Genomic DNA, 23,424 nt, shown 5'->3' with positions numbered 1-23,424 from the left:
GCCCTGTGGAGCCCGGACTTTCCTCATGGACGGCCTTTCGGCCTGCCCACGCGACTGTCTGTCTTCCTCGCATCTCCATTATACAGGCAAGACCCCAGATCGTCAACGGAGAAAGGCCGTTTCATGGAGCCAATCGGACAGCGCCCTCAGCTCCTCCGGGGTATGGAACCAGTGTCCCGCGCCCTCGACGATCCGCAGGCGGCAGTGGGAGCGCTTCGCAAGATCGGTGACGGTCTCCTCCGCGCAGAGCGTGTCCCCGGCCCCGCGGAGGATGTCGGTGGGGAACGGCCAGCGGTCGGCGGGATGCCGGCGGAGGTAGCACCAGTCGTCCCAATAGAGGGTCTGTCCCATGGCCGTGGGGACCGCTCCCTCCGCCTCCAGGCGGGCTTCCGAGATCCCGGACCAGCTCATCATATCCCGGGTCAGCCGCACCATGTCCGCCACAGGGGAGAGGAACCAGGCGTGTTCGATCCTTCGGTCCCGGCAGGCCAGGAGGCTGAGATACGCCCCCATGCTGACGGCGAACAGACCGATCGTCCTCCACCGCCCCTCGGCGTAGTCCAGCACGGCGGACAGCTCCCGGACGCAGACCGGGAGCTTGCAGAGGGCCGGCTCGGCCACCCGGTCCCCATGCTCCGGCAGGTCGAAGCTCAGGACCTGGCAGCGGGGGACCGTCTCCGCCAAGAGGCGGATGGGGACGTCGGTCTTGCTGGACTGCGCCCCGTGGACGGCGACGATGACCCGCTCCGAGGGCGGGCCCCAAAGGGCGGAGGGGATATGGCCGATCTGAAAAACGTGCGGATCCATCTGAGGTCTCCTTTCCATATCCACCCGGCAGGGGATGCCGGGCGTCCCCTGGGCCGGCGGGCCTCATGGGCGCGCCCCTCCATGACGCGGGACAGCGGCGTCCCCGGATGCCCCGCCGGCAGGAGGGCACACCCATCCGGGCCTCTCCGCATATCCTGGGAGAGGAAGGGGAGGGGAGCGTATGCAGCTGTATCCATACGACCGGCGCGCCGCCGTGCTCTATGCCCACCAGTGGGCCTACGGCCGGAACCCGCGCTTTTACGACTACGAATACTTAGGCGGGGACTGCACGAACTTCGCGTCCCAATGCATCTACGCGGGCAGCGGCATCATGAATTTCACGCCGACCTACGGATGGTACTACATCGACGCGGACCGGAAGGCCCCCGCGTGGACCGGCGTGCCGTATCTCTACAATTTCTTGACCCGGGCGGAGCGGTCCGTCGGCCCCCTGGGTGAGCCCTGCCAGCTGGAGGACCTGCTGCCGGGGGACCTGATCCAGCTGTCCTTCAAAGGCGAGGAGTTCCAGCATTCGCCCATCGTCGTGTCGGTCGGCGATCCCGCGGCGCCGGAGAACGTCCTGATCGCCGCGCACAGCTACGACGCGGACTACCGGCCCTTGTCCACTTATGAGTATCGGAAGATCCGGATGGTCCACATCATCGGCGTCATACGGCCTTGAACCGTGTCCCAAAACGTGCGTCCCCAGACCTTGCCCCGCCGAAAGAGCGGGGCGGTCCATCGCTGAGGGGATCCGCCGCAGCCGGGGCGGCCCGTTTCACTGCCGGCCGTCCTTTTTCTTCGTGTTCTTCAAGTGTGACAAGGGGTTCGCCTTTGCAGCGACCCGCAGGGATTCATTGTCGATATGCGTGTAAATCTGCGTCGTGTTCAGGTGGTCATGGCCCAAGACCTCCTGGACGGCCCGGACGTCCACGCCGTTTTGCAGCATCAGCGTGGCGGCGGTATGGCGCAGCTTATGGGAGGAATACTCGCTCTCGTCGATCCCGGCGGCGGAGAGCCGCTTCTTCACCATGGCATGGACCGTGGAACGGCTGACCCGCTCGTTCCGGGAGGAGAGGAACAGCGCATTGGCGTCCCGCCCGGCGATGGGACGGCGGACGGCCAGATACCGCCCCAGGGCATCCTGACAGGCGTCGTTCAAGTAGAGGATGCGGACCTTGTTACCTTTCCCCAGGACCCGGAGCGCGTCGCCTTGGATGTCCCGGAGGTCCAGTGCGACTAACTCCGAGATCCGCAGGCCGCAGTTGAGGAACAGCGTCAGGATGCAGTGGTCCCGTTCCTGGTTCTTGCCGTCGACAGACTCCAGCAGATGGATGCTCTCGTCCAGGGTCAGGTACTTCGGCAGCGACTTTTTCAGCTTCGGCGAGTCGATATCTTTGACCGGGTTCTCCCGGATGAGATGGACCTTGTTCGTCAGGTAATTGTAAAAGGACCGGATCGTCGCCAATTTCCGGGCGCGGGACGCGGTGTTCAGTCCATAGCCGGAGGTCTGGCTGTTTTGATGCTGGATCCGGTCACGGCTCAGATAGGTCATGTAGCCATAGATGTCCGTCAGCGTCACGCTGGCGACGAGATCCAGGTCCACATCCATGATGTCGATCTCGTCCAGCTCCAGGCCGGACAAGCCCGGGTCGCGCGTCTGCTTCAAATAGCGGAAGAAATTCCGCATGTCCAGGAAATATTCGTCCACGGTCCGTTTCGAATGCGCTTTGACGGTCTCGTGGTACGCGAGGAAATCCCGCAGGATCGGCGGGGCCTCCGTACGGTAATCGTTCATAGACGTTGGATCGGGATCTCCAGCAAAGGCGCTCCAGGCCCTGGGGGCCGTCCTGGCGTCCCGGCGCTCCCCTATATTGAACAAAATTTTTATTTTGTTCGATCGCTCATATCCCCGATCCGGCCTCCTCCCTTGTCATCTTGCCTGTATCATATCACGGCATCCTCAGTAAGTCCAGCAGAACGTCCGCCAGGGGCCCGAGGCGGCGGTCCAAATCACGGAGCTTCCGGACCCGCTCCTGGATCTGCAGCATCTCCCGATGCTTGTCCGAGACCTGCGCCTGCAGCCGCTCCCAGTCCTGGACCAGCTGCTCCCGGCGTTCCTCCATGTCCAGCACCAGGTTCTCCAGCTTCTCCGAGAAGTTCGCCCCCCGGTAGCCTTCTATGTACTTCGTCACCCGGTCCGTGAGACGTACGCATTTTTGGTTCCTTTTCACCATACTGTCCTCCTATCAAATCTCCTCTCCGGTCAGTCTGTCTATGAGCATGCCGTCCCTCAACACTGGCAGAGGTCCATGGGCAGGCTGCTGAGTCCGGTAATAGCGGCTCTTCAGGTACGCAGACAAGAACATCGTGTTCCGGCAGGTGATGATATCGATCCAGTCGTTGTTATCCATCTGGAAGACCGCTTCCACGAGGTCGCAGAACTCTATGATCTCGTTGTCGACGCAGAACTTCAGTATCTCCTTGAGGATGTCCCGGTTCTCCGTCTGGCTCCGGCTGAAATACGGCTCTATGGAAAAGCCGCCATGGACAAGGATCTCCTCTTTCTTGTACTGATGCTTGTCCGGGTTATCCAGATGGATCATATACCGCACCATCGAGCACACGTTCCGGCACAGCTGCGGGATGGGACAGCGGAGGCGGTCCGTGATCTCCTGGATCTGCTCGAAGGATTTGTTCCCCTCAAAGGACACGATGAAATGGATGTGCTCCTTCTTCTCCGAGCCATCCCCGTTCAGATCGGCATCATGCACAGGGCTCTCACACCAGCAAAGATGCAGTTCATCCGATAAGATGGATGCATAATCCGCTGGGAGGCTGTCCTCGGGATAGCCGACGAAGGTCCAGTTCCTCCCGCGAGAATTCCGAGTATTCATAACTTTTCCCCCAAAGTGCTGGACAATGGACAATGGACACATAGGGGCCTGTCGTAGTAGGCCCCTGAGCCCGGAAAAACGCCCAACTTTCCCGGGCCTTTGAAAAGGCGTCTGCTGGCCCGCCCCGCGGGGCGGGCCCCTCCCCTGCGCTGCTTGGATCGGCGGCCGGGGGGGATGGGTCCCCCCCGCCTTGCCCCTCTTCGGGAAGTGGACAAGGGAATATGGGCAGGAGCGCTTACGCCAGCCTCCACGGCCTCCGGCATGTATTACACGATTTTACCTGCAGGTGATGTTGCAGTGCAAAAGCTGTATTACAGATGCAGCGCCCCGACGAACCGGCACGGCTCCTGCTCCCTGGCGTCCGAAATCCGCTGCTGCCGCAGTTCGCCTAACACATAGACCAATTCTCCCTCCAGCGCAAGGCGGCACAGCTGCTCCGCTGTTGCCGCTGGCATGGCGGGTCCCCTCACAGGGGCCGCCGCCACGCCAGCGCCAGCGGCAAGCAGCGGATCGCCGTCAACGCCGAAGCGCTGGAAGGTATCGTAGATTCTCGTATAGCGCTTCAGACACAGAAACGCCTCCGCCCCGCACCGTGCCCGGAGCCCGTACCAGTATGTAATGGCGAAGAAGACCGGCAGGCGAAACACGCTCAGCAGAAAGCCGATGAAACCGTAATTGTTTGCCTTGCGGTGTTTAACCTCATACTCGAAAAGAGCCCGAATCTGCTTGTCTATCATCTTGTCATAGGGTGAAATCAGGATGATATTGAAGCCGTACTTCCGATGCTCCGGGAGCCAGTCCAGCCAGGCCCGCCGGTCGTTCTTGTCATAATCCCGGGGATTGAATATCCGCTGCGCCTCGTCGATGACCACCAGCGTCTGCCCCTCCACCTGGTCCGGCCGCCCGGAGAGCCGGTGATGTTTCAGGGCGTACCGGGTGAGCATCTGCGGGGACAGCTGGTAAACCGGCACCTGGAGGACCTCCCCCCGGCAGCGCTTCACCGCCTTGACGTTGACGTCAAAGGTGCAGATTACCCGGTTATGGCCCCGGCGGCGAAGCCGGGTATAGATGTCTCTGGCAACGTGCAGAGATTTCCCCGAGCCATTTGTCCCGGAGTAAAACCAAATCATTCAATCACCTTCACCCATCTCAGCACAATCTGATAGACATAGTAAATCGCGACACCGGCCAGCCACGTCTCCAGGATGCCGACAAAGGTCCCCACCGGCACAAACCAGTTCACCATCCGCAGCCACTCGTAGACCTCGGAGTTCCCGATTTCATCCAGAACGGTAAAGGGCGAGGCGGGAAAGAGCTCAATCACGCTGACGGCGAAGCTCACCAGCGTGTCGGACAGGGCGTCAAACACTGTAAAGCCATCTCCCTTCCCTACGCCGTCCAAATCAGACGTTTCGTCCCGGATGCCAGCATCAGGCAGAAGCCTATGGTGCTGGTCCAGCGGCACACCTGTCCGATGATCTCATACTCCGACATATCCAGCACAATTTTCGTACTGCCCTGCCAGCCTCCCACCCGGTAGGCGATGGGGGCCAGGAAATCGACCTCGAAATACGGGGCCTTTGGCGGCGCGGCCAGCAGCGTGATCCCCTTGTACACGTCCCAGGGGATGGAGAACGGGAACCGGGAGGTCAGGGCCGCGCCCACCTCGTCCAGGCCCTCCGGCACCACTGGGACCACGGGAGGCGGATCCGGGTCCACAGGCTCCACGGCCTCGTCGACGATCTCCGCGCTGGCGGACAGCTCCCCGGCAAGGATCGCGTCCAGGATGCCCTGCAGGATCTCCTGCAGCTCCATCGACTGCGTCGCTCCTACGTCCAGCGCGATGGACTGGCCATCCTCCAGGGATGTCAGGCGGTCTAGGACTTCCTGCATCGTATCGGAGACATCCAAAGATAGAGACTCATCAGCAGATACTACAAAACCGATATCAAACCCCACGATGTTAATAGAGTTAAAAAGAGAACGTGTCGACAAATTCGGGTGCATAAAACAAACACGGTAAGATGACCCACTAGAGCAAACACCGACATACATGGGCCAACGACCAGGATAATCCAATGATCCACCGCACGAATCCACACGTCCACCTTCCGGATCACAAAAATAAATACGAGAGCTATCCTCATCACCAACGCCAAATCTTATAGAATATCCAGTCGAAAAAGCAACAGGGAGATCTGTTTGCGCAATAGGTGTACCGTGCTCCAGGAAATGAGATGAACCATCATGATCCGTACAAAGGTAAAACTTCGTCCCGTCCGCCAGCAAAACATGATCGCCAGTCACTCCGTACACTACATTCACCCCCGGCTTCGTCCCGTACTTCGAAGCCACCCATACCGCGAACTGGCCCAACTTCCCCGCTATAGGCTTTGGCAAGAAGATCTTACCGCCTGTCACAGTTAGAGCCAGCTCCTGCCCCAGCCATTCCTCTGGCGTCGGCGAACCCATCGTATCCAGATACTCTCGTATCAGCCGGTCCATCGACTCCGCGACCCCCTGCGCATCATACATGCCGGATACCACCGGAGTCAGGCCGCACGCACTCAGAAAACCTCCGGCCAAAGCGGAGACCGCGCTGGAGGTCACTGAGAACGCCTTCGCCTTCGGAGGCTGGAGGACCAGAGACGCCCGCACCGCCGCCGACACCAGCACGCACCCCAGACGCATTACAAAATCCTCCTTCAGCCGCGCGGAGCTTCGCGCTGCCAAACTCATATCGTATTACATCCCCTTCCCAAAAGAAGCCCCGGAACCCTCCGGGGCCTCTTTGTCATGCGCCGGGTTCAGCCGCCCGACATGGACTTGAACCAGCTCATAGCCTTCTTGGCGATGAAGATCACACCGCACACGCCCAGCGCGATCGGGACGATGATTGCGATGATGCCGAGCGCATCCGAAGCGATCTGCTGGAACCCGGTCTGGAACGCGCTCTTGACCGTCTCCATGGATGCCGACGTCCCGGCCGTGCCGTCCTCGGCGGCGAACGCCGTACAGACCAGCATGGAGACCGCCAGACAGGACAGGACCGCCCTTTTGCCACACTGACTCTTGAGAGACTCCTTCATTCCTTTCACCTCCCTCCTATCATCCTGAGAAATGTCCTGACACAGCTGACCAAGAGGCCAGCCGTGAGGATAACGAAGCAAGAACACGCCACACCGATTCCTACAGCCACAGGCATATACTCTAAGATCTCCGTACTGATCTCGAACACTTCTACGACTCCCGTTTCCATCAAGACCTCCAGATCCACTCCAGGGCCTGCCCAAGCAGTCCGCCCAGCACCACGCCGATCAGCGCGGAGACCGCCAGGAAGACGAAGCCCACGTTGGCCTGGAGCTGGAGCAGGTCGTCATGCTGCACGGCCAGGATCCTCTCCTGCTGCTCCAACAGCTCATTGGTGCGCTCCAGCGTCTCGACCACCGGCGTCAGGCTGAAAAACTCACCGGCCTCGATCCCGCCGCTTATGCCCCCTCCGGTACCGCCCCCCTCCCCTCCCGGGGACAGGTCCTCCGAGTCCTCCGGCCCCTCCTGCTCCTCCGTCACCGCGCCGGTGATCGTCTCGTTGAAATCCCCGATCGCGTCGATCAGATCCTGCATCTGGCTGCCGTCCTCCTCCGAGGGCGGCGTCTCTGGTTCCGGCTCGCCCGGGAGCTCTTCCGGCTCCGGCTCCTCCGGGGACTCCGCCCCGGGCCCGCTGGGGCCCTCTCCCGAGGCTCCCGGCTCCGGTCCTGGTCCGCTGGGGCCTTCCGGGGCCTCCGGCTCCGGGACGGGTTCGTCCTCTTCTATGTAGTCATCCCTCTCCAGCTCCGAGCTGAAGTCTTCCGTATAGTCTTCCACGTCAGCCCTCCACAGGGTCCAGCGTCTTCAGCCGGGCGCACAGCTGGCCCTTCATTTTGTAGTGCTCATAGCCCAGCTCATACAGATGCCCCACCTCCAGGGCGTTCGGATCTACGCTCCGAGGACAGCTCGTCTCCTCCACACGACTCCCGATTACTTCGTCGAACGATCCCTCGACGTACACCAGGTGAAGCCCGCAAAACTGCCGCTTCTGTCCGTCCTTCTCGTACTCTCTCACTTCCATACCTACCAATCTCGCTACATCCGCCATCTTGCCTTGTCCTCCTTTCTACTTTGATTTCCCGTGCCACAGATCAGTAGCTACCCGCCCACCCGCCAGCCCTGTTGCCAACCGGGCTGACATTCTTGACAGTTTTTGATCCACTTCTTAGAATCAAAACGATCAATGAGTTAATCCTAGCATATTAGATTCTTTTTTGGAATCGATATTGATGTAAAATTTAACTCGTTTCTTTTGTGGCTGACATTCTTGACAGTTTTTGATTCACTTCTTAAAATCAAAACGATCAATGATCTAATTTTAGCATATTAGATTCCTTTTCGGAATCGCCATTGATGTAAAATTTAACTCGTTTCTTTTGCGCGTGATGCTTAAATTGACTCGTAAAGGAGATTGGCTATGTATCGAGAATCTTTTCCTGGAAAACTAAAAAAAGCCCGCGAGAACACGGGCTTTAGTCAAAGAGAGGTCCAGAAAGAGACTGGGATCCATCAATCACAGATTGCAAAATATGAAACAGGCAGAACGGAACCGGACATAGAAAAACTTGGCATCCTGGCTGACTTTTATGGAGTTTCAGTGGATTGGCTCATAGGCACGAGAGGTAAATCTGAAAAAATATAATCTCGATATAGAGATGGAGGCATCTTGATAATGGGCTTTATTGCATGGCTGAAGGGTGAAGAACCCGGGTTGTTTGACCAATGGCTGCATTCTGACGATCCTGGACACTTTGGGGAATATCTGATCGAGTATGCACTGAAGAGCCTCCCTGGATATTCCAAACAACTATGCAACATATATTTGCCCTACAAAGGCCGGACTAGTGAACTCGATGTGGTCTTGCTCCATGAGACCGGGATCTACGTTTTCGAGAGCAAAAACTATAGCGGATGGATCTTCGGCGATGAAAACGGTCAATACTGGACACAGTTTCTAAATAAGCACACAAAGAATCGTTTTTACAATCCTATACTGCAAAATAAGACTCACATTCGAGCACTGAAACAGTATTTGAAATTAGATGATAAAACACGGATCCTCTCGTACATTGTATTCAGTGAACGCTGTGAGTTGAAAAAGATTTGCGAAAAGTCCGAAAATACCGTCGTGATCAAACGGCCTGACATGTTAAAATCTATCCGGGCAGGGATTAAAGGATCCCCGGCTGTTTTTACAAAAGAGCAGATAGATTCAATGTACGAGGAGCTTTTACCCCTTACAGATGTGACTACTGAAGAAAAAAAGACACATATCGAAGGGATCCAAAAAATCAAATCTGCCCCTTCTACCAGAGAGCCTTCTAAAGAACCAGATAAGCCAACAACGATTTTATGCCCCAAATGCGGAAGTGCTATGGTCCTAAGGACCGCATCAAAAGGCGTGAACAAAGGGCAAAAATTTTATGGTTGTTCCAACTTCCCTAAATGCAGAGCTATCATCAATCTAGAAAAGCCTACATAAATTGGAGATATTGACAGCCATGCTATACTGTTCTCAGGAGGTGGGCTTCATGACAGAACAAAATCTGCAGGCGATCCGCGCAATCATGAAAGAAGAATTGGAACCTGTCAATAAACGATTGGATTCTATGGATGAGCGATTGGATTCCGTGAACGAGCGATTAGGACGCCTTGAAGAAAGCCAGGAAGAGGTCCGGGACGCAGTCAACGCTCTGCTGGAGTGGTCCGACAAGGTCAGCGAGTCCTTCCAGTTCCCCCTCCCCCGCCTATAGCGTATTACAATGATCACGCTGCAGCAGCGCGCCGGCTGCCGGGCATGTGATACACTCGCTCCCCCACCTGGGGGCGACCGAACAAAATAACGGTTGTTGTTGCAAAATATCAGGCCGGAAGCTGTTTTCCCACTCTTTTCAGTGGTACAGCTCCCGGCCTGTTCCAGCGGTCATTTCGCAACAAAACCTAGATCCATTTTGTTCGATCGCCTATATCCCGATCCGGCCTCCTTCCTCCTGATCTTTTCCACAGACCCTGGTTCTTCCCGGGCCTCTATCCGGCTCCCAGGCCGAACTCCGCTCATAAAAACCCGCTGCCCCGGTCAAACTATCCCATCACCGAACAGAACGGAGGGATCTTCCTTGATCCCGTGTACCAGTGGATGCGTATACCAAGCCGACGGCCTGTGCACGCTGGACAGCGCCGCCGCCGCGGGACTGCCCGCATTGGGCGGCGCCTGCGTGCACTTCATCCCCGCAAAGCAGCTCGGATCGCCTCACCGATATTCCGAACGGGCAGGAGCCGCAGATCCGCGGAGCTCTCCAGCCCCCGGTGATCCGGGACCACACAGCGCTTGAACCCCAACCGGCGGATCTCGGCGATCCGCTGGTCCAGCTGGCTGACGCTCCGCAGCTCCCCGGTGAGCCCGACCTCCCCGATGGCCGCCAGGTCACCGGGGACGGGCTCGTCCAGGTAACTGGAGGCCAATGCGACGATCGCGGCCAGGTCCGCGGCGGGCTCGTCCAGCTGCAGGCCGCCGATGATGTTCAAATAGGCGTCGCAGGAGGACAGCTTCAGCCCTCCCCGCTTCTCCAGCACCGCCAGCAGCATGGCCGCCCGGTTATAGTCGAAGCCGTTGCTGGTCCGCCGGGGGCTCCCCCCGGAAGAAGCCACCACCAGTGCCTGGACCTCGGCCAATACCGGGCGGGCGCCTTCCATGACACAGGCGACGCAGGTGCCCGGCGCCCCCTCCGGACGGCCGGACAGCAGCATCCGGGAGGGGTTCTCCACCTCTTCCAGCCCGCTGTCCCCCATCTCGAAGACGCCGATCTCGTTGGTGGCGCCGAAGCGGTTCTTCGCCGCCCGGAGGATGCGGCAGAAGGTGTGCCGGTCCCCCTCGAAGTAGAGCACGCAGTCCACCATGTGCTCCAGGACCTTGGGCCCGGCGATGGACCCCTCCTTGTTCACATGGCCGATGACGAACACCGTGATGCCGCTCCCCTTGGCCAGCTGCATCAGGGCCATGGTGCACTCCTTCACCTGACTGACGCTGCCCGCCGGGGAGTCCAGCGCGCCGCTGTACAGCGTCTGGATCGAGTCCACGATCAGCACGTCCGGCCGGACCTGCTCCACCGCCTCCAGCATCTCCCCCAGCCCGGTCTCCGACAGGACCAGGAGGTCCCGGCTCTCCACATGGAGCCGCTGGGCCCGGAGCTTCAGCTGATGCTGGGACTCTTCGCCGGATACATACAACACCTTGGCGAACTCACAGAGCTTGCCGCAGATCTGCAGCATCAGCGTGGATTTCCCGATGCCGGGAGCGCCCCCCACCAGGACCAGCGAGCCCTTGACGGCGCCGCCGCCCAGGACCCGGTCCAGCTCCCCCATCCCTGTGGAGAACCGGATCTCCACGCTGTCCCCCAGCTCCGTCACCGGGCGGGCCTTCGGGGGATCTGTGATGCGGACGGGAGACGGCCGCTTCCCCTTCACCACGGGCTCCGGGCGTTCCACCACCGTGTTCCAAGCGCCGCAGGCGGGACAGCGTCCCGCCCACTTCGGCGTCTCATTGCCGCACTCCGTACAATAGAAGAGCGTCTTCGGCTGTTTCATCCGTATCCTCCATACTCATTCGGCACGCTCCGTCCCGCCGCCGTCCAGACAGCCCGCCGCGATGGCGGCCGCCAGCCGCAGCTGATAGGCGGGATCCTGCAGGCGCTCCGTCTCCGGTCCGTTGGAGAGGAAACCGCATTCTACCAGCACTCCCGGTGCGGAGATGTTCTTCATCAGATAAATGCTGTCGGGGATCTGCCGGGGATGCTTCTCGTTCCCGGCGTTGATGCCGGCGTTCAGGGCCTCCTGGATGCTGCCTGCCAGCGCCTCCGCCCCCTCCTGCCGGTTCCAGAACACCTGGGCCCCGTGGGTCACCGGGGACGAGGGCAGGCTGTTCTGGTGGATGCTCAGCAGGACGGCGGCCTCGGACGCCTCCACCAGCCCCACCCGGTTCTTGAGGTCGGAGACCTTCCGCTGGCGCATGGTGTCCAGCCCCTCATCACAGATGGTCACGTCTTCGCTCCTGGTGAGGAGGGTCCTCCGGCCCGCGAAACGCAGGAGGCTGCTGACCCGCAGGGACACCGCCAGGTTGATCTGGCTCTCCGCCACGCCGCCGGGGGACACCGCTCCCCCATCTTCCCCGCCGTGGCCGGGATCGATCACCACCGTGACGGGGACTTCGTCCCGGACATGGAAGGCCGGTACGGCGTTCCCGTTCCACAGCACGGCCGCCAGGCCGAAGAAGAAACAGCAGAACAAGCCGGAGAGTATCAGATCGCGTTTACGCACCAGGACGATCACAGCCGACGCCTCCTCATCGCATCAAGTGCTATGAGGATATGTCCGACGGCTTATCCCATATGCGATCTCTCCAACGGGCGCGCCCCATCGACGCCATTATACCAAAGCACGCCGCGAAAAGCAAGGCGTCCCCCGAACGATCGTCCCATCCCCCCGGCCCGCCGGTAGCCCTGCTCCCCTCCTCCGCATACACTATAACGAGCGCGAGGCTCCCTCGCGCCATCCTTACACAAGGAGGCTTTTGAGCGATATGGAAAGACCCGATCAAACGACCGGCGGCTCCTGCGGCACGGGGGCGGGCACGCTCCCCAGATGCGCGCCGCTGGCGTTCCCTTATATCCCCATGCAGGAGAAGAACCCTCCCCGCTTCGGCCGGACAGAGGCGCTGCAGGCCGGCACCCTGTTCCCCGGCCTGGACCTGCCCTTCAAGGCGGCCATCCAGGCGAAGACGAAGCTGTCCAACACCGCCCTGGTGGAGCTGATGGCCCTGGACTTCGCCATCAAGGAGCTGAACCTGTACCTGGACACCCACGCCGATGACCAGGAGGTCCTGCAGCTCTACTGGTCTTATCTCAAGCTGGCCAAAGAGGGCCGGGAGAGGTATCAGAAGATGTACGGCCCCCTGATGAGCAGGGATCTGACCCCGGAGGACGGCTACGCCTGGCTGAAGGACCCGTGGCCCTGGGACTTAGGAGGGAACGACTGATGTTCGTATATGAGAAGAAGCTGGAATACCCTGTGAAGGTCAAGACCCCCAACCCGAAGCTGGCGGCGGTCATCATCTCCCAATACGGCGGGCCGGACGGTGAGCTGGGGGCCTCCCTCCGGTACCTGAGCCAGCGTTACTCCATGCCCTTCCCGGAGCTGAAGGGGCTGCTGACGGACATCGGCACCGAAGAATCCGACCAATCAGGTTATCAATGGCGGGCCTAAAAAATGGCCTCGCTGCTCTGCGCGGTGTGCCCGACGCAGAAGCCGAGAAGCTGGTAGGCGGCCGAGATTCTGCCCGCCGCCGTGTCCAGTCTGTCCCGCGCCTCCGGGTCGGTGATCTCCGCGAGGGCCTGCTTGAAAGCGTCCTCTGCCTCTTGAATCTCCGGCAGCTCGATACGCTCCACAAGTTCCTCCGCGAGCGGCGAGGCGGCAAGGTTGCGCAGGTAGTCCATCTTGCGCCGCTGCCGTTCCTCCGGCGTGGGCGGTGTGACGGTGGCGCTCCTGCCAAACCATTTCGCACGAAAATCGCCTGTTTCCATGATAACCTCCTGTGCGTTTTTCTTTTTGTACTTTTTCTTTTACTCTACTATACTTTACTCTCCTTTACTTTACTATAGGGCTTTCCGTCGCCGGAAATACCGTTGTCGTGGGCTTTTCTCTCCTTTCCGGGCCTGATAACTACGTTTTCTCCCCGGAAACTATGTGACCGTGGTTTTTCCGGCCCGGAAACGGAATTGGAAAATCGGTATTTTTTCTGATTTTTTGCCCGTTTTTCCCGGCTGTTTTCGGTAATTCAAAAAAATCGAAAACCGGGCCGGGGATATTCGGGTTTTTCCGTGACGGAAATATCCCTAAAGTATCAGAATAGCTTTAGCTGCTCTCCGAGTTTCGCCTGCCCGTTCTGGCAGGGGGTGTCCCCCTCCTTCTTGTAGAAGGGCCAGCCGGAGCAAAGGAAGGAGCCGTCGCTCATTCGCCCGTGACACAGGGAGCAGTTGTGGCAGCTCTCCGGCCTGCACCACGTCCGTGGCTGGAACTGGCCGCAGGCCGGGGTGCTGTCGTAAATCCTGATGCGCTTGTGCCATGCGTCCTTGTCGTAGGTGCAGGTTGCGCCCTGTTTCTCGTCGAAGCCGATGAAGGGGTGGTAGTAGCCCAGTACGCCGTCCGCCACCTCCTTGGCCGCCCACTCCGGGGAATGGAGCATAACGACGTAATTCCCGAAGAACTCGCATTCACCGCAGGTTGCCATCCGGCTCCGCCCCCTTTCAGTCGAAGACGGTGTTGATGTCGAGCCGCTGCTTGCGGAGGGTCAAGGCCCGCGCCGCAAGCAGAACGCCGTCCGTGTCGCAGTAGCTCACGATGTCCTCCGGAGTGTAGCGGTCAAAGAAGCCGCCGTTGTAGAGGTTCCCGGCCAGCGCGACGAGGATGGTCTCGCCCGTCGAGAGGCCCATGTTGAGCATCGGCTCGAAGTCGATGTAGCCGTGGTGGATGTGCTGCTGCGCCCGGCTGTAGACGCCGGGGAGGCCCGTGAGGATGTAGAGGCTGGCCCCGTAGTCCCCCTTGATCGTGTCGTCGTCCCTGACCGCCCCGGCGGTCTGGATGGCCGCCGCGAAGCGCTCCGCGTGATCGCTGCTGTTGAAAATCATGTCTGCACCTCCATGTCGATACCGTTCATGCCGCGCTGCCTTTGGAGGTAAAGTTCCTCTCCAATGGCCTCAAGCTGATTTTTATGGGTCACCAGAATCGCCGTCCCGCCGTAGGCCTGTGTGATGAAGCCGTACTTGACCGCCAGCTCCATGACCTCGTTCCAGTGGCCGTCCAGCTCCGCGAGCTTGTCCATATTAACCGTTGCCATGCTGCGCCTCCTCCCCGGCGAGCCGCTTCATGGCCCGCAAAACCGTGTCCGCCTTGCGGAAAGCCTCGACGAGCTTGCCCTCGGTGATGTCCCTCTCGTCCGCTCCGGCGTGGCCTGCGTAGGCCACTTTCGGGGTGTCTCCCGGCCCGTAGAAGAAGCACATATCCAGCGTGTCGCAGAACATATAGCTATTCTTCACGGGGAACTGCTGCCCGGTCTGCATGAACTGGACGGCTATCTTCTCCGCCCACGTCTGCGCCTCTTTCCGGCGCTCAATCCGGCGGATGTGGCTGTCAAGCCCAGCCTCTTTGCAGGCCGCAGAAATAAGCTCCGCCTGCCGCTCTGGTGTCATGCTGTCCCCTCCTTTGTCGTGCTGGAAGGGTTGCAGGCGAGGTACGCCTCACCGACCAGCTTGCAGAGGCAGTCCCGGCAAAGGCAGAACGAGAGGCCGGAGGCTCCGCTGCTGACATGAATCTCATAGAGGGTGTCCACCCTCTCCCCCACCCCCGTCTCGATAACCGGGTCGTAGTTCCGGGCGAGACAGACGTTGCAGGAGGCGATATGCTCGCTGGCGGGTCTGATGTGAATGCTCCCTCTCATGCCGTCTTCACCCTCTTTCTCATGCGCTCCGCGAGCTTATGGGCCTCGCCGCCGATGTCGTTCAAGCTGCTGCGCCCGTCCTGCCAGCCGTCGATAAACCGCGCCTTTTTCTCCGGGTCGTCGATGGAGGAGAGGGCCAGCTCATAGCGCCGCCTGTCCTCGAAGTCGCCGAGCATCATCGAGGCCAGCGCGTCCGCCACGGCCTGTCCCTTTTCGTCGAGGCCGTCGTCCGGGGTGTGCAAGAACTTCTCCTTGTACCAGTCTACGGCTCCGCCGAAGATGAAGATCGGCACCTCCTCCCCGCCGTCTTTCGGCCTTGCGCCGTAGGCGGGGCCGAGGCAGAAGACGGTCAGCACCGCCGTCTCGTAGTCCGCCGCGATAAAGGTGTAGGGGTCGCTGGGGTTTATCAATTCATATTCCATCTTGTCCTCCTGTTTCTGTTCCGACGAACACTCCGGCGTAGACCTGTCCGCCGATGATGTAATGGTAGTAGTGGTGGCCCTCTGGTATGCCCTCCTCCTGCGTGGGGACAGGCTTGAGAACGAGGGGATAGTCGCCCACGCGGACGAAATACTCCCCGTTCGGTACGAGCCGCTTCATCCACGGCTCCGGCCTATTGGCCGGGGCCGTTCTGCCGTCCATGGAACACCTCGCCATGGTGTCCTCCGGGAGGAGGTCGAAAAGGCTGATCTGTTCAAACACTGTCCGGCTCCTGCCTGTGAAGCGCTTCCAGCCGCTCAAGGAGGGCCGCGCTGTCGAGTGTCGTCTCTACCTCCCAGCCGTCCTCGACGCGCCATGCCGTGAAGGTCTCGCCGGGCTTGAGGTGGGGAAAGTCCTCCGGGTAGGAGGCGTGGCCCTTTTGGGCCATAGCCTCTCCCGGCGCGGTGTTGATGTGGAATACCGGGGATTTCCGGGCCTCCGGCTGCGCGGGAAGCTCGCCCCAAGGTGCATCAACGTATTCCGGGCTGTTTCCGACGATGAAGGAGTAGAGGTTGTCCCGGAACTCCTTCATAGCCAGCCGGAGGGGGTCTTTGTATGTCGCGTCCTCTGCCGTCTGGTAGAGCCAGCAGTCGAGGAGCTTGGCGAGCTGGTAGTGCCACGGGCGGACGGCGAAGCCGTGCTCCCGGTACTCCGGCGGGTGGTGGATGATGTACTTGCTCCCGTCGATTGTCGGGGCCTCCTCGTCCTCCGGCTCCTCATGGTCTGCGTAGCGCCCATTGTAGGCCCGGACGTTGACCGCGTAGAGCCTGCGGTAGATGTCCTCGGCGAAGTAGGTGCAGGACGTTTTGCAGTCTGCCAGCGCGGTGTAGAGGCTGTCCGGGGCACTGAATCCCCAGTAGTTGTAGTCGCAGTTGAGCCGGGTCTCGACGGCGTTCGCCAGCGCCGCCAGCGGCTCATTGCTCATCACGAAGCAGGACATATATTAGTTCCCCTCCCTCTTGCAAATCTCCGTGACGGCCTTTTCGATTCCGCGCTTGAGCCGTGGGTCGTTGAGAACTTCCTCCGCCGTGTAGCCCAGCGCGTCCAGCGTGTCCTCGGTGTCTCTGGTGTAGCCGTACTCATGGTTGTCCAGCTCGTATAGGAACATTTCGTAGATGAAGCCCTCCCCGGTCTCGTCCTCCGCAATGGCCGCCGCCATCTCCGCGCTGTGGCGCTCCGTCGTCTGGTGGAGCAGGTCAGCGTCCTTTTTCTGGACGTACCCGCCGCCGGGGATGCGGAGGAGCTTGTCGAGGTCTTTCTCCGGGTCGAGGCCCCATTCCTGCATCATTTCGTCGAACTGCTTCCGGCTGAAAGCGAATCCGAGGGGGAGGGCGTTAAACTCCTCCTGCTGCCGCTGGCGAAGCTCTGCGTACTTGTTCATGGTCGCTGTCTCCTTTCACCTGTTGAACTCGGCCATAGAGCCGATGATTTTTCTTATCCGGGCCTCGCTCACCCGGTATGGATTTTTGCGCGTGGTGTTGTCCTGTATGATCTGCGCGTAAACCATCAGAGGAAGCTCAAAAAGGGCTGCGCAGCGTGGGTAAAGGCGAAGCGCCTGCCGCCGGATTTCGAGGTCGATTTCCTCACGTCTTGTCACGGCTGCTCTCCTCCTGCCTCAGTTTCGAGCGGTGGATCGTCGGCCCTCCGATGCAGTCCCCGCCGGGGAAGCGGTAAATCCCGCAAACAAGGCCGTCAACAAGAGGCTGAATGTCTACGAGCGTCCCCTCGTACTCCCCGTGCATGATGGTCTCCGGCGCTCCCGCCGACAAATACCGCTTTGCATACTCAGTCATGTCCGCCCTCCTCGTCGTCGAACAAGCTCTGCTGCGGGTCGTCCGGGTCGTCGTGAAAGCGCTCCTCCGGCTTGAGCCACATATAATGTGAGCCGAGGATGTCGATGCCCGTCTTGCGGTCGTAGAGGCGGCAGAAATAGCGCCTCTCGGTGTTCTGCGCCTCCCACCAATCGTTCAGCTCTGCGGCTGTGGCGAAGGTTCGCAGGATGCTCGTCCCGCTGGTAGCCATATACCGCTGGGAGAAGTCGAGCGCCAGTTCGCGCACAAGCTCGTAGGAGGCCGCCTCCTTCTCGCTCAAGGGCTTCTCGTACTCGACGTAGCCCCAGCAGTCCCGGTCGGATTCCTTGCAGTAGATTTTGCCGTCGAAGTTGACGATCTCCAAGACCTTGTTCCCCTCCGGCTGCGGGAACGTGCCCGGCCCGACCGGGCGCTGTGTGCTGTAATACCTCATGGCTTTACACCTCCTCTGTCGTAAGCCTGATAAGCGAGCCAGCGTACTCCTCGATGCGGGAGGGGTGGAGGTTGTCGTAGATATAGAGGCAGAGGATGTCGCTGGGCCTATTCGTCCAGAGTTTCAAAACCTCCATAGCCCACCGCACCGTCCGGCTTTCGAGCCTGTCCCTGCGCTCCCAAACGGTGACCGCAACGCAGAGGCCAACCGTTGCCAGCCCATACTCCCGGAGGATGTTGTCGAACTCGCGCCTGACGTTCGGTGTGGAGAGCTTTTTGGCTGCCTCCCTCGCCGGGTTCAAGAACGCGAAACGCGCCTCCCGGCTCCCGTCGCCGTTCGCGGCCTTCTCGATTTCCCGCGAAAAGGTTCTGTCAAGTTTCATAACCAATCCTCCTCCGGGGCGGCCTCCTGCGGGTCGCCCCATTTGATGTCGTCGATGTACTGGCCGTCTTTGAGGCCCCGGCTGATCCCGTCCATCTTCTCGGTGGCCGCGAGGTCGAGAGCGTTCCTGTCCTCCCCCTCGACCGTGAAGCTGACCTCCTCGATAAGGCGAGCGTCCTGCGGCTCCTCCCGGTTGAAGTAGTAGATACCGCAGCGGTACTCTTGCTTGAGCATTACAATTCCTCCTCCTCGCCGTCCTCGTCTTCCTCTGCCTCGTCCTCGCTGTCGTCCCTGTCCTCGAAGCGGTCGATGTAGTCCCACATATCCTCGGTATTGGGGGTCGTTTTAAGCTCCGGGTGCTCGTCGAGATAGGCCAGCACCTTTTCCTCAAGGTTCTCGACGGCCTTGTTGTAGCGGTCGTCGTCGGCGACACCCCACATATCAATGACGGCCTGCTGGACGTGGCTGCCAGCCACCTCGCCGAGATACCGGGCCGCCGGGTTGCAGGTCTCGTTCCCGTACCCAACGCCGACGTGATCGCCGTCGTTGTAGTTGCGATAGGTAATCCGGGAAACGGCCCGGATGATCTCTCCGGCCACGGTGTCCGCCTTGCCGCTGGCGGGTACAAGCTCCTCAAAGAGGGCGTTGATTCTCTGCTCTAATGCTGTCATGGTTCAGCACTCCTTTCTATTGCCCTGCCATCGTCAGGCCGGGTAGGGCGGCTCCCGGCGACGGGCCTGCGGCCCGTTTCGGCTTTTACCATCCGAAGTAAATCTTTGCGACTGCGTATCGGATTTGCCGCAGATTCTCGCGGCAGGCCTTGAGGTTCCCGTGGGCCTTGCAGTAGCCGTAGACCTTCTCCTGCTCCTCTTTCGGCATATCCTCGATTTCATCGGAGTAGAGAACGTGGTCTTTCAGCATAGAGAGCTCTGTAAGCTCCTCCCGCGTAATCAGTGGAAATTCACCGTATTTCATGTTGCAATCCTTTCTCCCCGTCTCGCCGATAGGTCAGCTCGTCCCGTATCGCGTCAGCGTCGTTTCATGTGAAACAGTTGCGCCCCGTATCGCGTCATTTTGTTGTAAAAAATTAGCCTGCGTTCCTGATGCTGTTGAGGCGGGCCAGCCGCTCCTTTTTGGCCTCAACGCTGCTGCTCGCGTTTCTGTGGGCTGCGACCGCCTGCCGGAACTGATCGCTGGCCGGGTCGTCCGCGTAGGTCACGATGTCCTGCGCCGCTGCATCCCGCCGCTGCTCCGCCGCCGCGAGGTCTTCCTCTGCCAGCCGGATAAGGTGTACGAGGTCGGTCTCCGTGACCTGCCGGGCCTCCGCCTCCTCGTTCTCCTGCTGGAGCCTGTCGATGGTCTCCTTCATGGAGCGCTCATGGGCTTTCAGCTCCTCGACCTCCTGCCGGGCCGTGTCGAGCTTCGCCTCCAAGCTCTTGCAGCGCCGCTTGTAGCTGTCGCCGAAGTCGTTCTCAATGTTGTTCTCCGCGTCCTCGAAGCACCCATCAAACGCGGTGGCAAGGTAGCTCTGCGGCCCCAGCTCCTCGACCATCTTCCTGATGGCCGCCAGCGTGTCCCGCTCCTGCTGCTTGGTGGCGATTGCGTTCTCGCGGTACAACTCAATGCTGGTGATGTCGAGCTTGATTCCCTTGTGCGCGGAGAGGAAGAACTTCTTGGCAGCGGCCTCGGTGCGCTCTGTGACGAGCTGGTAGCCCTCGCTCTCGCCAGTGTAGGTGATTTTGTACTCGTTCATGTTGTACCTCCTATGTCGTGACCCGTATCGGGTAATTCGTTGTGTCCTGTCCTTGACTGTGCCCTTATTATAGTCCCTATTTGGGACATTGTCAACCATTTTTCAGAAATTTTGCCACGAAACGGGACATTTGTTGACTGCGCTGTATTTCCAGCGCCGCATTTGTTGACTTTGCCCCATTTCGGGGCAAAAAAATAAAGCCCCTCCCCCGGATGTCTCCGAGAGAGGGGCTGTCTGCTGTGGTGTTATTCGTTCTGCTGCTCCGGCGCGGGGGCCTGCCCGGTGGCGGGCTGATTGATGGCTACCTGCGTGACGGCTGCCGCCGTCGCTGCGGCGCAGGTCGCGGCAATAGCCTTGGTGTCCGGCACGGCGCTCTCCAACACAGGGAGCGCCAGCGTTGCGGGTTCCTCCTTTTTCTGCTTGCGCACCTCCGCCTCGATGCGGTTGGCGAGATACTTCTCCAAGTCGCCGTAGGCGGATTTGATAAAGGCATTGGCCGCCGGGCTGATGGAGGCGATACAGGCGGTGAGCGCCCGCTTTGCGGCCTCTGCCTGTGCCTCCGCCGTGAAGCTCCCAGCCTTTTTCAGTGCGTCAACGTAGGTCTGGCTGGTGGCCTCCACCGCGTCGGAGATCGCGTCGGTGATCTCCTTGAGGTAGCCCTGTACCTTGATGTCGTCGGTGCTCGCCTGCGCCCGCTTCCCGGCCTGTCGGATGTAGCCGACGGCGTAGGCTGTGAGCACCGGGACGGCTGCGGAAACTACCGCGAGCAGAAGCGTAGAGAAAAATTCTTTCATGGTGTCCTCCTTTTAGTCCGGGAGCCTCAAGACCTGCCCGGCGTGGATGGTATCGCCGGAAAGCCCGTTGAGGCTCTTGATTTCCGTGTAGCGGCTCCCGTTGCCGAGCAGCTTGGCAGCGATAGCCCAAAGGCTGTCGCCCTTGCGGACGGTGTACGTCCGGGCCGCGCTCGCTGTGGTGCTGCCGATGTCCGCAGCGTCCACCCATCCGTAAACGCTGCTGCCGCCTCCGCTCTCCGCGATAAGGTGGTAGGGGTGCTTCGCGCCCTTGGCGGTCGCTGTGATCTTGGCCCGGCCCGGCTTGCAGCTCTTGGGCGCGGTGGCGTTGCTGCTGGCGTAGTGCGCGGTGCCCGTGAAGTTCACCACGTCGCCCACAGAAAGGCCCGTGGAGGGCGCTGTGGTGCCCGTAGAGGCCCCTGTGCCCGTCCCGGTGTCCTTGGCCTTGCTCGCGTACTTGGGTACGCCGTAGCCCCTGATATAGCGCCCGTTGACCTTGATGGTGCGCCGCCCGACGGCGTTGCTCATGTTGCCCTCGATGATGGTGATGGAGCTGCCGCCGACCTTCTCGACGATGCCGACATGATCGGGTGCCCCGGTGTTGTCCGTGGTGGCGTAGCTCGCGCCGTCCTGCCAGTCGTAGAAGATGTAGTCGCCGGGGGACGGCACATAAGCGTCGTTCTCCTGCCAGCTCCCCAGCTTCTTGAAAAGCTCGACGTGTTTCCCGCAGCCGCACTCGGTCGGGATGATGTCGGTCAGCCCGGCCTTGATAGCGACCGCGCTGGCGAAGGTGCTGCACCATGCGTCGGTGTACTTCACGGGGTAGCCCCGCGCCAGCGGCTTGTGGCTGTTGTAGAGGTCGATGATGGGCTTATGGGTGCCGTTGCTCTCCTTGCAGCCGAGCCACCCCTGCGCGATACTGACAACCTTGCTTCTCAATTCCTGTTCAGTCATAGATTTTCTCCTTCCTGCTGGCCCTCCTCCGGCGGCTCCGGCGCGGTGGTGCTGTCGGCGCTGGTGGCCGCCGCCCTGTCGGGCCAGCGGTTGTTTTTGCTCAAGTTCTCGACAACGGACTTAAATGCGTAGACGGCAACCGGGACGATGATCTCGACGAGCGCAACCTTTGACAGCTCCTCCGCGATCTGCGGCTTGTCGAGCGCGGCAAGTATGTAGCTGCACCACACCCACGCAAAACCGTTGAGGACGCAGACCCATAGGATGCGCTTCATCGTCTCCGTTTGAGGCCTGTCCAGCCCGGCCCGAAGCTCCCGCACCCTCCGGCGCAGAGCGCGAATGGTGCGCAGGCTCGAAATATAGCCGAGGGCCGCCCCAAAGAGAAGGGCGGCCCCGGCGATAATCGCATTCTTCATAGCGTCACCTACATTCCGAGCTGAGTAAAGACGAAGCCTATAACAATGCCGAGAATGGCCGTGACAATATAGCCAACGACTTTCCTCCACATTTCTCCGTCCCGCCCCTCAAGGGTCGTCAGGCGCGTTCCCTGCTGCTCCTGCACTTTTACCATGCCCTCCATGTTGGTCGCCAGCTTCTCCACGGAGGTAGCCAGCGCCGACATTTCACGCACACTTTCTTCGAGCAGGTCAAGCCGCTTGTTCTGGCGAGCGTCTTCGTCCTTGAGGCGCTGGTTTTCGCTCTCCATGCGCCTCGCAAACTCCTCATGTTCCGCTCTTGAAATGGGTGTGTCCATAGTGTCCTCCTTTCCCGGCTATGCCGTAGTAAAAAAGAGGGGCGCGGCTGCGCCCCTCTCCTCTATGCGTCCCAGTCGCCGACCAGCTCGCGAAGGCGGTTCCGCTGGGCCAGAGCTTCCTCCTCCCTGACCTGCTCCCCGAACTGCTCGATGATGTACTGCTGGGCCTTGATGATCTCTGCCTGTCTGATACAGATGTCGGTCAATTCGGCAATAAGCTCGATGTTGCTCATTACGCCTCGTAGACCTCCTCGGTGATCTTCTCGTACTTCTCCGCCGTGATGGTGCCGCTCTCCACCCGGCCCCGCAGCACGTCCTTGACGGCGTTCTTGCGGGAGGGAGTGACCTCCGCCCACGTCTTAGTCCCGGCTACCAGCCGATTCGCCCAAATCTCGTTCATCAGTTTTCACCTCCCCCGTTGATAGCGCTGTCCAGCTCGCAAAGCGCCTCCTCCACGGCGGTCAGCCGTTCCTCGGTGGCTGCGTCCTGCTCGCACAGAGCCTCCTCAAGCTGCACCACGGCGGCCCCGGTGGTCTCCTCGTTCTCCACAATCCGCGCCCGGTTGTGGAAAACGTACTCCGACACATCGTCCTCCCTGACGACCGCCTCCGGCGCGTCGGGGATGGCGCTGCCGCCGTTGATGTTGTAGAGGTCGCCGTTGACGGAAATGGCAATAGCCTCCTCCGGCGCGGCCTCCACATAGGCCCCGCTGTCCGGGTTGAGCCGGACATACCGGGGCTTGTCGCAGAGCGCCAGCAGCGCTCCGCCGCTCAAGATTGCATACATAC

General features: G+C 60.3%; 42 protein-coding genes, 1 other RNA gene and 1 pseudogene. 6 read left to right on the top strand and 38 right to left on the bottom strand.

The annotated features are described in order from the left end of the window. Nucleotides 1-102: 102 nt before the first annotated feature. Nucleotides 103-807, bottom strand: coding sequence for a carboxylesterase (locus QZ332_RS01190; protein WP_295761250.1), 705 nt, complete (start codon nt 805-807; stop codon nt 103-105). A 181-nt stretch (nt 808-988) separates the two neighbouring features. On the opposite strand from QZ332_RS01190, the gene QZ332_RS01185 reads away from it, so the two are divergent. Further along, nucleotides 989-1,489, top strand: a complete 501-nt coding sequence (locus QZ332_RS01185) for an amidase domain-containing protein (protein WP_295761248.1) — start codon at nt 989-991, stop codon at nt 1,487-1,489. Between the two features lie 96 nt (nt 1,490-1,585). Here the strand turns inward: QZ332_RS01185 and QZ332_RS01180 are convergent, their stop codons facing one another. The 9 genes from QZ332_RS01180 to QZ332_RS01140 form a co-directional block, all read right to left on the bottom strand. Continuing rightward, nucleotides 1,586-2,605: a tyrosine recombinase XerC gene (locus tag QZ332_RS01180; protein WP_295761246.1), complete on the bottom strand. Its 1,020-nt coding sequence runs from the start codon at nt 2,603-2,605 to the stop codon at nt 1,586-1,588. 154 nt (nt 2,606-2,759) lie between these two features. Then, complete coding sequence (locus QZ332_RS01175) at nt 2,760-3,044, bottom strand: hypothetical protein (protein WP_295761244.1); 285 nt, start codon at nt 3,042-3,044, stop codon at nt 2,760-2,762. Between the two features lie 12 nt (nt 3,045-3,056). After that, nucleotides 3,057-3,704, bottom strand: a complete 648-nt coding sequence (locus QZ332_RS01170; protein WP_295761242.1) for a replication protein — start codon at nt 3,702-3,704, stop codon at nt 3,057-3,059. 311 nt (nt 3,705-4,015) lie between these two features. After that, nucleotides 4,016-4,834: a zonular occludens toxin domain-containing protein gene (locus QZ332_RS01165; protein ID WP_295761240.1), complete on the bottom strand. Its 819-nt coding sequence runs from the start codon at nt 4,832-4,834 to the stop codon at nt 4,016-4,018. After that, complete coding sequence (locus tag QZ332_RS01160; RefSeq protein WP_295761238.1) at nt 4,831-5,073, bottom strand: hypothetical protein; 243 nt, start codon at nt 5,071-5,073, stop codon at nt 4,831-4,833. Before QZ332_RS01160 ends, QZ332_RS01165 begins: the two co-directional genes overlap by 4 nt. A gap of 20 nt (nt 5,074-5,093) precedes the next feature. Then, nucleotides 5,094-5,597 carry a hypothetical protein gene (locus tag QZ332_RS01155; RefSeq protein WP_295761236.1) on the bottom strand — a complete coding sequence of 168 codons (504 nt, stop codon included), beginning with the start codon at nt 5,595-5,597 and terminating at the stop codon, nt 5,094-5,096. Nucleotides 5,598-6,511: 914 nt separating this feature from the next. Then, on the bottom strand, nt 6,512-6,730 hold the full coding sequence (locus QZ332_RS01150; RefSeq protein WP_295761234.1) for a hypothetical protein: 219 nt from the start codon (nt 6,728-6,730) through the stop codon (nt 6,512-6,514). Nucleotides 6,731-6,962: 232 nt separating this feature from the next. Continuing rightward, a complete protein-coding gene (locus tag QZ332_RS01145) occupies nt 6,963-7,568 on the bottom strand; it encodes a hypothetical protein (RefSeq protein ID WP_295761232.1) in 606 nt (201 codons plus the stop codon). A gap of 1 nt (nt 7,569) precedes the next feature. After that, nucleotides 7,570-7,812, bottom strand: a complete 243-nt coding sequence (locus QZ332_RS01140; RefSeq protein ID WP_295761230.1) for a hypothetical protein — start codon at nt 7,810-7,812, stop codon at nt 7,570-7,572. Nucleotides 7,813-8,208: 396 nt separating this feature from the next. Here QZ332_RS01140 and QZ332_RS01135 point away from each other — a divergent pair, with 396 nt between their 5' ends. From QZ332_RS01135 to QZ332_RS01125, 3 genes are read left to right on the top strand one after another with little or no spacing between them, the layout of a single operon-like run. Then, nucleotides 8,209-8,433, top strand: coding sequence for a helix-turn-helix domain-containing protein (locus QZ332_RS01135; RefSeq protein WP_295761228.1), 225 nt, complete (start codon nt 8,209-8,211; stop codon nt 8,431-8,433). Between the two features lie 30 nt (nt 8,434-8,463). Then, complete coding sequence (locus QZ332_RS01130; RefSeq protein WP_295761226.1) at nt 8,464-9,273, top strand: NERD domain-containing protein; 810 nt, start codon at nt 8,464-8,466, stop codon at nt 9,271-9,273. A 49-nt stretch (nt 9,274-9,322) separates the two neighbouring features. Continuing rightward, on the top strand, nt 9,323-9,544 hold the full coding sequence (locus QZ332_RS01125; RefSeq protein ID WP_295761223.1) for a hypothetical protein: 222 nt from the start codon (nt 9,323-9,325) through the stop codon (nt 9,542-9,544). Between the two features lie 469 nt (nt 9,545-10,013). On the opposite strand, the gene radA is transcribed toward QZ332_RS01125, so the two are convergent. Then, on the bottom strand, nt 10,014-11,375 hold the full coding sequence (radA, locus tag QZ332_RS01120; RefSeq protein WP_295761221.1) for a DNA repair protein RadA: 1,362 nt from the start codon (nt 11,373-11,375) through the stop codon (nt 10,014-10,016). Between the two features lie 15 nt (nt 11,376-11,390). Beyond that, a complete protein-coding gene (locus tag QZ332_RS01115; protein ID WP_295761219.1) occupies nt 11,391-12,116 on the bottom strand; it encodes an N-acetylmuramoyl-L-alanine amidase in 726 nt (241 codons plus the stop codon). A 250-nt stretch (nt 12,117-12,366) separates the two neighbouring features. Here QZ332_RS01115 and QZ332_RS01110 point away from each other — a divergent pair, with 250 nt between their 5' ends. Then, entirely contained in the window at nt 12,367-12,822 is a 456-nt protein-coding gene (locus QZ332_RS01110; protein WP_295761217.1) for a spore coat protein CotJB, read from the top strand. Continuing rightward, nucleotides 12,822-13,016 (top strand): annotated as a pseudogene (locus tag QZ332_RS01105) (manganese catalase family protein); the annotation flags it as partial. The gene QZ332_RS01110 and the pseudogene QZ332_RS01105, both read left to right, overlap by 1 nt. A 29-nt stretch (nt 13,017-13,045) precedes the next feature. On the opposite strand, the gene QZ332_RS01100 reads toward QZ332_RS01105, so the two are convergent. The 26 genes from QZ332_RS01100 to QZ332_RS00975 all read right to left on the bottom strand — a co-directional run bounded on the left by QZ332_RS01100 (nt 13,046) and on the right by QZ332_RS00975 (nt 23,422). Then, nucleotides 13,046-13,366, bottom strand: a complete 321-nt coding sequence (locus QZ332_RS01100; RefSeq protein ID WP_295761215.1) for a hypothetical protein — start codon at nt 13,364-13,366, stop codon at nt 13,046-13,048. Nucleotides 13,367-13,686: 320 nt separating this feature from the next. Continuing rightward, the gene (locus tag QZ332_RS01095) at nt 13,687-14,073 is read right to left on the bottom strand and encodes a hypothetical protein (RefSeq protein WP_295761213.1); all 387 of its coding nucleotides are present in this window, start codon (nt 14,071-14,073) and stop codon (nt 13,687-13,689) included. Nucleotides 14,074-14,089: 16 nt separating this feature from the next. Beyond that, nucleotides 14,090-14,470, bottom strand: coding sequence for a hypothetical protein (locus QZ332_RS01090; RefSeq protein WP_295761211.1), 381 nt, complete (start codon nt 14,468-14,470; stop codon nt 14,090-14,092). Beyond that, nucleotides 14,467-14,679 (bottom strand): hypothetical protein, encoded by a 213-nt coding sequence (locus tag QZ332_RS01085; RefSeq protein ID WP_295761209.1) that lies wholly within the window; start codon nt 14,677-14,679, stop codon nt 14,467-14,469. Before QZ332_RS01085 ends, QZ332_RS01090 begins: the two co-directional genes overlap by 4 nt. Further along, on the bottom strand, nt 14,666-15,031 hold the full coding sequence (locus QZ332_RS01080) for a hypothetical protein (protein ID WP_295761207.1): 366 nt from the start codon (nt 15,029-15,031) through the stop codon (nt 14,666-14,668). The genes QZ332_RS01085 and QZ332_RS01080 overlap by 14 nt, the downstream gene beginning before the upstream one ends. Beyond that, nucleotides 15,028-15,279 (bottom strand): hypothetical protein, encoded by a 252-nt coding sequence (locus QZ332_RS01075; protein WP_295761205.1) that lies wholly within the window; start codon nt 15,277-15,279, stop codon nt 15,028-15,030. The genes QZ332_RS01080 and QZ332_RS01075 overlap by 4 nt, the downstream gene beginning before the upstream one ends. Next, on the bottom strand, nt 15,276-15,701 hold the full coding sequence (locus QZ332_RS01070) for a hypothetical protein (RefSeq protein ID WP_295761203.1): 426 nt from the start codon (nt 15,699-15,701) through the stop codon (nt 15,276-15,278). Before QZ332_RS01070 ends, QZ332_RS01075 begins: the two co-directional genes overlap by 4 nt. Continuing rightward, nucleotides 15,691-15,981, bottom strand: a complete 291-nt coding sequence (locus QZ332_RS01065; RefSeq protein WP_295761201.1) for a hypothetical protein — start codon at nt 15,979-15,981, stop codon at nt 15,691-15,693. The genes QZ332_RS01070 and QZ332_RS01065 overlap by 11 nt, the downstream gene beginning before the upstream one ends. Beyond that, nucleotides 15,974-16,699: a hypothetical protein gene (locus tag QZ332_RS01060; protein WP_295761199.1), complete on the bottom strand. Its 726-nt coding sequence runs from the start codon at nt 16,697-16,699 to the stop codon at nt 15,974-15,976. The genes QZ332_RS01065 and QZ332_RS01060 overlap by 8 nt, the downstream gene beginning before the upstream one ends. A gap of 3 nt (nt 16,700-16,702) precedes the next feature. Next, complete coding sequence (locus QZ332_RS01055) at nt 16,703-17,140, bottom strand: hypothetical protein (RefSeq protein ID WP_295761197.1); 438 nt, start codon at nt 17,138-17,140, stop codon at nt 16,703-16,705. Nucleotides 17,141-17,155: 15 nt separating this feature from the next. Next, nucleotides 17,156-17,356, bottom strand: a complete 201-nt coding sequence (locus QZ332_RS01050; RefSeq protein ID WP_295761196.1) for a hypothetical protein — start codon at nt 17,354-17,356, stop codon at nt 17,156-17,158. After that, nucleotides 17,343-17,552 carry a hypothetical protein gene (locus QZ332_RS01045; RefSeq protein WP_295761194.1) on the bottom strand — a complete coding sequence of 70 codons (210 nt, stop codon included), beginning with the start codon at nt 17,550-17,552 and terminating at the stop codon, nt 17,343-17,345. Before QZ332_RS01045 ends, QZ332_RS01050 begins: the two co-directional genes overlap by 14 nt. Continuing rightward, nucleotides 17,545-18,003: a hypothetical protein gene (locus tag QZ332_RS01040; protein ID WP_295761192.1), complete on the bottom strand. Its 459-nt coding sequence runs from the start codon at nt 18,001-18,003 to the stop codon at nt 17,545-17,547. The genes QZ332_RS01045 and QZ332_RS01040 overlap by 8 nt, the downstream gene beginning before the upstream one ends. A gap of 4 nt (nt 18,004-18,007) precedes the next feature. Next, complete coding sequence (locus QZ332_RS01035) at nt 18,008-18,385, bottom strand: hypothetical protein (RefSeq protein WP_295761190.1); 378 nt, start codon at nt 18,383-18,385, stop codon at nt 18,008-18,010. Next, the gene (locus tag QZ332_RS01030) at nt 18,382-18,618 is read right to left on the bottom strand and encodes a hypothetical protein (protein ID WP_295761188.1); all 237 of its coding nucleotides are present in this window, start codon (nt 18,616-18,618) and stop codon (nt 18,382-18,384) included. The genes QZ332_RS01035 and QZ332_RS01030 overlap by 4 nt, the downstream gene beginning before the upstream one ends. Next, nucleotides 18,618-19,055 carry a hypothetical protein gene (locus QZ332_RS01025; protein ID WP_295761187.1) on the bottom strand — a complete coding sequence of 146 codons (438 nt, stop codon included), beginning with the start codon at nt 19,053-19,055 and terminating at the stop codon, nt 18,618-18,620. The genes QZ332_RS01030 and QZ332_RS01025 overlap by 1 nt, the downstream gene beginning before the upstream one ends. Nucleotides 19,056-19,073: 18 nt before the next feature. Next, an RNA gene (locus QZ332_RS01020) (hammerhead ribozyme type II) lies at nt 19,074-19,139 on the bottom strand. Between the two features lies 1 nt (nt 19,140). Continuing rightward, nucleotides 19,141-19,359, bottom strand: a complete 219-nt coding sequence (locus QZ332_RS01015) for a hypothetical protein (RefSeq protein ID WP_295761185.1) — start codon at nt 19,357-19,359, stop codon at nt 19,141-19,143. Nucleotides 19,360-19,471: 112 nt separating this feature from the next. Further along, the gene (locus tag QZ332_RS01010; protein WP_295761183.1) at nt 19,472-20,137 is read right to left on the bottom strand and encodes a hypothetical protein; all 666 of its coding nucleotides are present in this window, start codon (nt 20,135-20,137) and stop codon (nt 19,472-19,474) included. A gap of 245 nt (nt 20,138-20,382) precedes the next feature. Beyond that, entirely contained in the window at nt 20,383-20,931 is a 549-nt protein-coding gene (locus QZ332_RS01005) for a hypothetical protein (protein WP_295761181.1), read from the bottom strand. 12 nt (nt 20,932-20,943) lie between these two features. Beyond that, nucleotides 20,944-21,882: a LysM peptidoglycan-binding domain-containing protein gene (locus QZ332_RS01000; protein ID WP_295761180.1), complete on the bottom strand. Its 939-nt coding sequence runs from the start codon at nt 21,880-21,882 to the stop codon at nt 20,944-20,946. Beyond that, on the bottom strand, nt 21,879-22,298 hold the full coding sequence (locus tag QZ332_RS00995) for a hypothetical protein (RefSeq protein ID WP_295761177.1): 420 nt from the start codon (nt 22,296-22,298) through the stop codon (nt 21,879-21,881). Before QZ332_RS00995 ends, QZ332_RS01000 begins: the two co-directional genes overlap by 4 nt. An 8-nt stretch (nt 22,299-22,306) precedes the next feature. After that, on the bottom strand, nt 22,307-22,636 hold the full coding sequence (locus QZ332_RS00990; protein ID WP_295761174.1) for a hypothetical protein: 330 nt from the start codon (nt 22,634-22,636) through the stop codon (nt 22,307-22,309). Between the two features lie 62 nt (nt 22,637-22,698). Beyond that, a complete protein-coding gene (locus tag QZ332_RS00985; RefSeq protein ID WP_295761171.1) occupies nt 22,699-22,869 on the bottom strand; it encodes a hypothetical protein in 171 nt (56 codons plus the stop codon). After that, a complete protein-coding gene (locus tag QZ332_RS00980) occupies nt 22,869-23,036 on the bottom strand; it encodes an XkdX family protein (protein WP_295761169.1) in 168 nt (55 codons plus the stop codon). The genes QZ332_RS00985 and QZ332_RS00980 overlap by 1 nt, the downstream gene beginning before the upstream one ends. Beyond that, nucleotides 23,036-23,422, bottom strand: a complete 387-nt coding sequence (locus QZ332_RS00975; protein ID WP_295761166.1) for a hypothetical protein — start codon at nt 23,420-23,422, stop codon at nt 23,036-23,038. Before QZ332_RS00975 ends, QZ332_RS00980 begins: the two co-directional genes overlap by 1 nt. Nucleotides 23,423-23,424: the final 2 nt, after the last annotated feature.

Source organism: uncultured Oscillibacter sp. (assembly GCF_910584465.1).
GTDB lineage: Bacteria > Bacillota > Clostridia > Oscillospirales > Oscillospiraceae > Oscillibacter.
This window is presented reverse-complemented; position numbering and strand designations above follow the sequence as displayed.

Excerpts from the sequence above, each read along its gene's own strand:
- QZ332_RS01190 (WP_295761250.1), bottom strand. The coding sequence starts at position 807 with ATGGATCCGCACGTTTTTCAGATCGGCCATATCCCCTCCGCCCTTTGG.
- QZ332_RS01185 (WP_295761248.1), top strand. The coding sequence starts at position 989 with ATGCAGCTGTATCCATACGACCGGCGCGCCGCCGTGCTCTATGCCCAC.
- QZ332_RS01180 (WP_295761246.1), bottom strand. The coding sequence starts at position 2,605 with ATGAACGATTACCGTACGGAGGCCCCGCCGATCCTGCGGGATTTCCTC.
- QZ332_RS01175 (WP_295761244.1), bottom strand. The coding sequence starts at position 3,044 with ATGGTGAAAAGGAACCAAAAATGCGTACGTCTCACGGACCGGGTGACG.
- QZ332_RS01170 (WP_295761242.1), bottom strand. The coding sequence starts at position 3,704 with ATGAATACTCGGAATTCTCGCGGGAGGAACTGGACCTTCGTCGGCTAT.
- QZ332_RS01165 (WP_295761240.1), bottom strand. The coding sequence starts at position 4,834 with ATGATTTGGTTTTACTCCGGGACAAATGGCTCGGGGAAATCTCTGCAC.
- QZ332_RS01155 (WP_295761236.1), bottom strand. The coding sequence starts at position 5,597 with ATGCAGGAAGTCCTAGACCGCCTGACATCCCTGGAGGATGGCCAGTCC.
- QZ332_RS01150 (WP_295761234.1), bottom strand. The coding sequence starts at position 6,730 with ATGCTGGTCTGTACGGCGTTCGCCGCCGAGGACGGCACGGCCGGGACG.
- QZ332_RS01140 (WP_295761230.1), bottom strand. The coding sequence starts at position 7,812 with ATGGAAGTGAGAGAGTACGAGAAGGACGGACAGAAGCGGCAGTTTTGC.
- QZ332_RS01135 (WP_295761228.1), top strand. The coding sequence starts at position 8,209 with ATGTATCGAGAATCTTTTCCTGGAAAACTAAAAAAAGCCCGCGAGAAC.
- QZ332_RS01130 (WP_295761226.1), top strand. The coding sequence starts at position 8,464 with ATGGGCTTTATTGCATGGCTGAAGGGTGAAGAACCCGGGTTGTTTGAC.
- QZ332_RS01125 (WP_295761223.1), top strand. The coding sequence starts at position 9,323 with ATGACAGAACAAAATCTGCAGGCGATCCGCGCAATCATGAAAGAAGAA.
- radA (WP_295761221.1), bottom strand. The coding sequence starts at position 11,375 with ATGAAACAGCCGAAGACGCTCTTCTATTGTACGGAGTGCGGCAATGAG.
- QZ332_RS01110 (WP_295761217.1), top strand. The coding sequence starts at position 12,367 with ATGGAAAGACCCGATCAAACGACCGGCGGCTCCTGCGGCACGGGGGCG.
- QZ332_RS01100 (WP_295761215.1), bottom strand. The coding sequence starts at position 13,366 with ATGGAAACAGGCGATTTTCGTGCGAAATGGTTTGGCAGGAGCGCCACC.
- QZ332_RS01095 (WP_295761213.1), bottom strand. The coding sequence starts at position 14,073 with ATGGCAACCTGCGGTGAATGCGAGTTCTTCGGGAATTACGTCGTTATG.
- QZ332_RS01090 (WP_295761211.1), bottom strand. The coding sequence starts at position 14,470 with ATGATTTTCAACAGCAGCGATCACGCGGAGCGCTTCGCGGCGGCCATC.
- QZ332_RS01085 (WP_295761209.1), bottom strand. The coding sequence starts at position 14,679 with ATGGCAACGGTTAATATGGACAAGCTCGCGGAGCTGGACGGCCACTGG.
- QZ332_RS01080 (WP_295761207.1), bottom strand. The coding sequence starts at position 15,031 with ATGACACCAGAGCGGCAGGCGGAGCTTATTTCTGCGGCCTGCAAAGAG.
- QZ332_RS01075 (WP_295761205.1), bottom strand. The coding sequence starts at position 15,279 with ATGAGAGGGAGCATTCACATCAGACCCGCCAGCGAGCATATCGCCTCC.
- QZ332_RS01070 (WP_295761203.1), bottom strand. The coding sequence starts at position 15,701 with ATGGAATATGAATTGATAAACCCCAGCGACCCCTACACCTTTATCGCG.
- QZ332_RS01060 (WP_295761199.1), bottom strand. The coding sequence starts at position 16,699 with ATGTCCTGCTTCGTGATGAGCAATGAGCCGCTGGCGGCGCTGGCGAAC.
- QZ332_RS01055 (WP_295761197.1), bottom strand. The coding sequence starts at position 17,140 with ATGAACAAGTACGCAGAGCTTCGCCAGCGGCAGCAGGAGGAGTTTAAC.
- QZ332_RS01045 (WP_295761194.1), bottom strand. The coding sequence starts at position 17,552 with ATGACTGAGTATGCAAAGCGGTATTTGTCGGCGGGAGCGCCGGAGACC.
- QZ332_RS01040 (WP_295761192.1), bottom strand. The coding sequence starts at position 18,003 with ATGAGGTATTACAGCACACAGCGCCCGGTCGGGCCGGGCACGTTCCCG.
- QZ332_RS01035 (WP_295761190.1), bottom strand. The coding sequence starts at position 18,385 with ATGAAACTTGACAGAACCTTTTCGCGGGAAATCGAGAAGGCCGCGAAC.
- QZ332_RS01030 (WP_295761188.1), bottom strand. The coding sequence starts at position 18,618 with ATGCTCAAGCAAGAGTACCGCTGCGGTATCTACTACTTCAACCGGGAG.
- QZ332_RS01025 (WP_295761187.1), bottom strand. The coding sequence starts at position 19,055 with ATGACAGCATTAGAGCAGAGAATCAACGCCCTCTTTGAGGAGCTTGTA.
- QZ332_RS01015 (WP_295761185.1), bottom strand. The coding sequence starts at position 19,359 with ATGAAATACGGTGAATTTCCACTGATTACGCGGGAGGAGCTTACAGAG.
- QZ332_RS01010 (WP_295761183.1), bottom strand. The coding sequence starts at position 20,137 with ATGAACGAGTACAAAATCACCTACACTGGCGAGAGCGAGGGCTACCAG.
- QZ332_RS01005 (WP_295761181.1), bottom strand. The coding sequence starts at position 20,931 with ATGAAAGAATTTTTCTCTACGCTTCTGCTCGCGGTAGTTTCCGCAGCC.
- QZ332_RS01000 (WP_295761180.1), bottom strand. The coding sequence starts at position 21,882 with ATGACTGAACAGGAATTGAGAAGCAAGGTTGTCAGTATCGCGCAGGGG.
- QZ332_RS00995 (WP_295761177.1), bottom strand. The coding sequence starts at position 22,298 with ATGAAGAATGCGATTATCGCCGGGGCCGCCCTTCTCTTTGGGGCGGCC.
- QZ332_RS00990 (WP_295761174.1), bottom strand. The coding sequence starts at position 22,636 with ATGGACACACCCATTTCAAGAGCGGAACATGAGGAGTTTGCGAGGCGC.
- QZ332_RS00985 (WP_295761171.1), bottom strand. The coding sequence starts at position 22,869 with ATGAGCAACATCGAGCTTATTGCCGAATTGACCGACATCTGTATCAGA.
- QZ332_RS00980 (WP_295761169.1), bottom strand. The coding sequence starts at position 23,036 with ATGAACGAGATTTGGGCGAATCGGCTGGTAGCCGGGACTAAGACGTGG.
- QZ332_RS00975 (WP_295761166.1), bottom strand. The coding sequence starts at position 23,422 with ATGTATGCAATCTTGAGCGGCGGAGCGCTGCTGGCGCTCTGCGACAAG.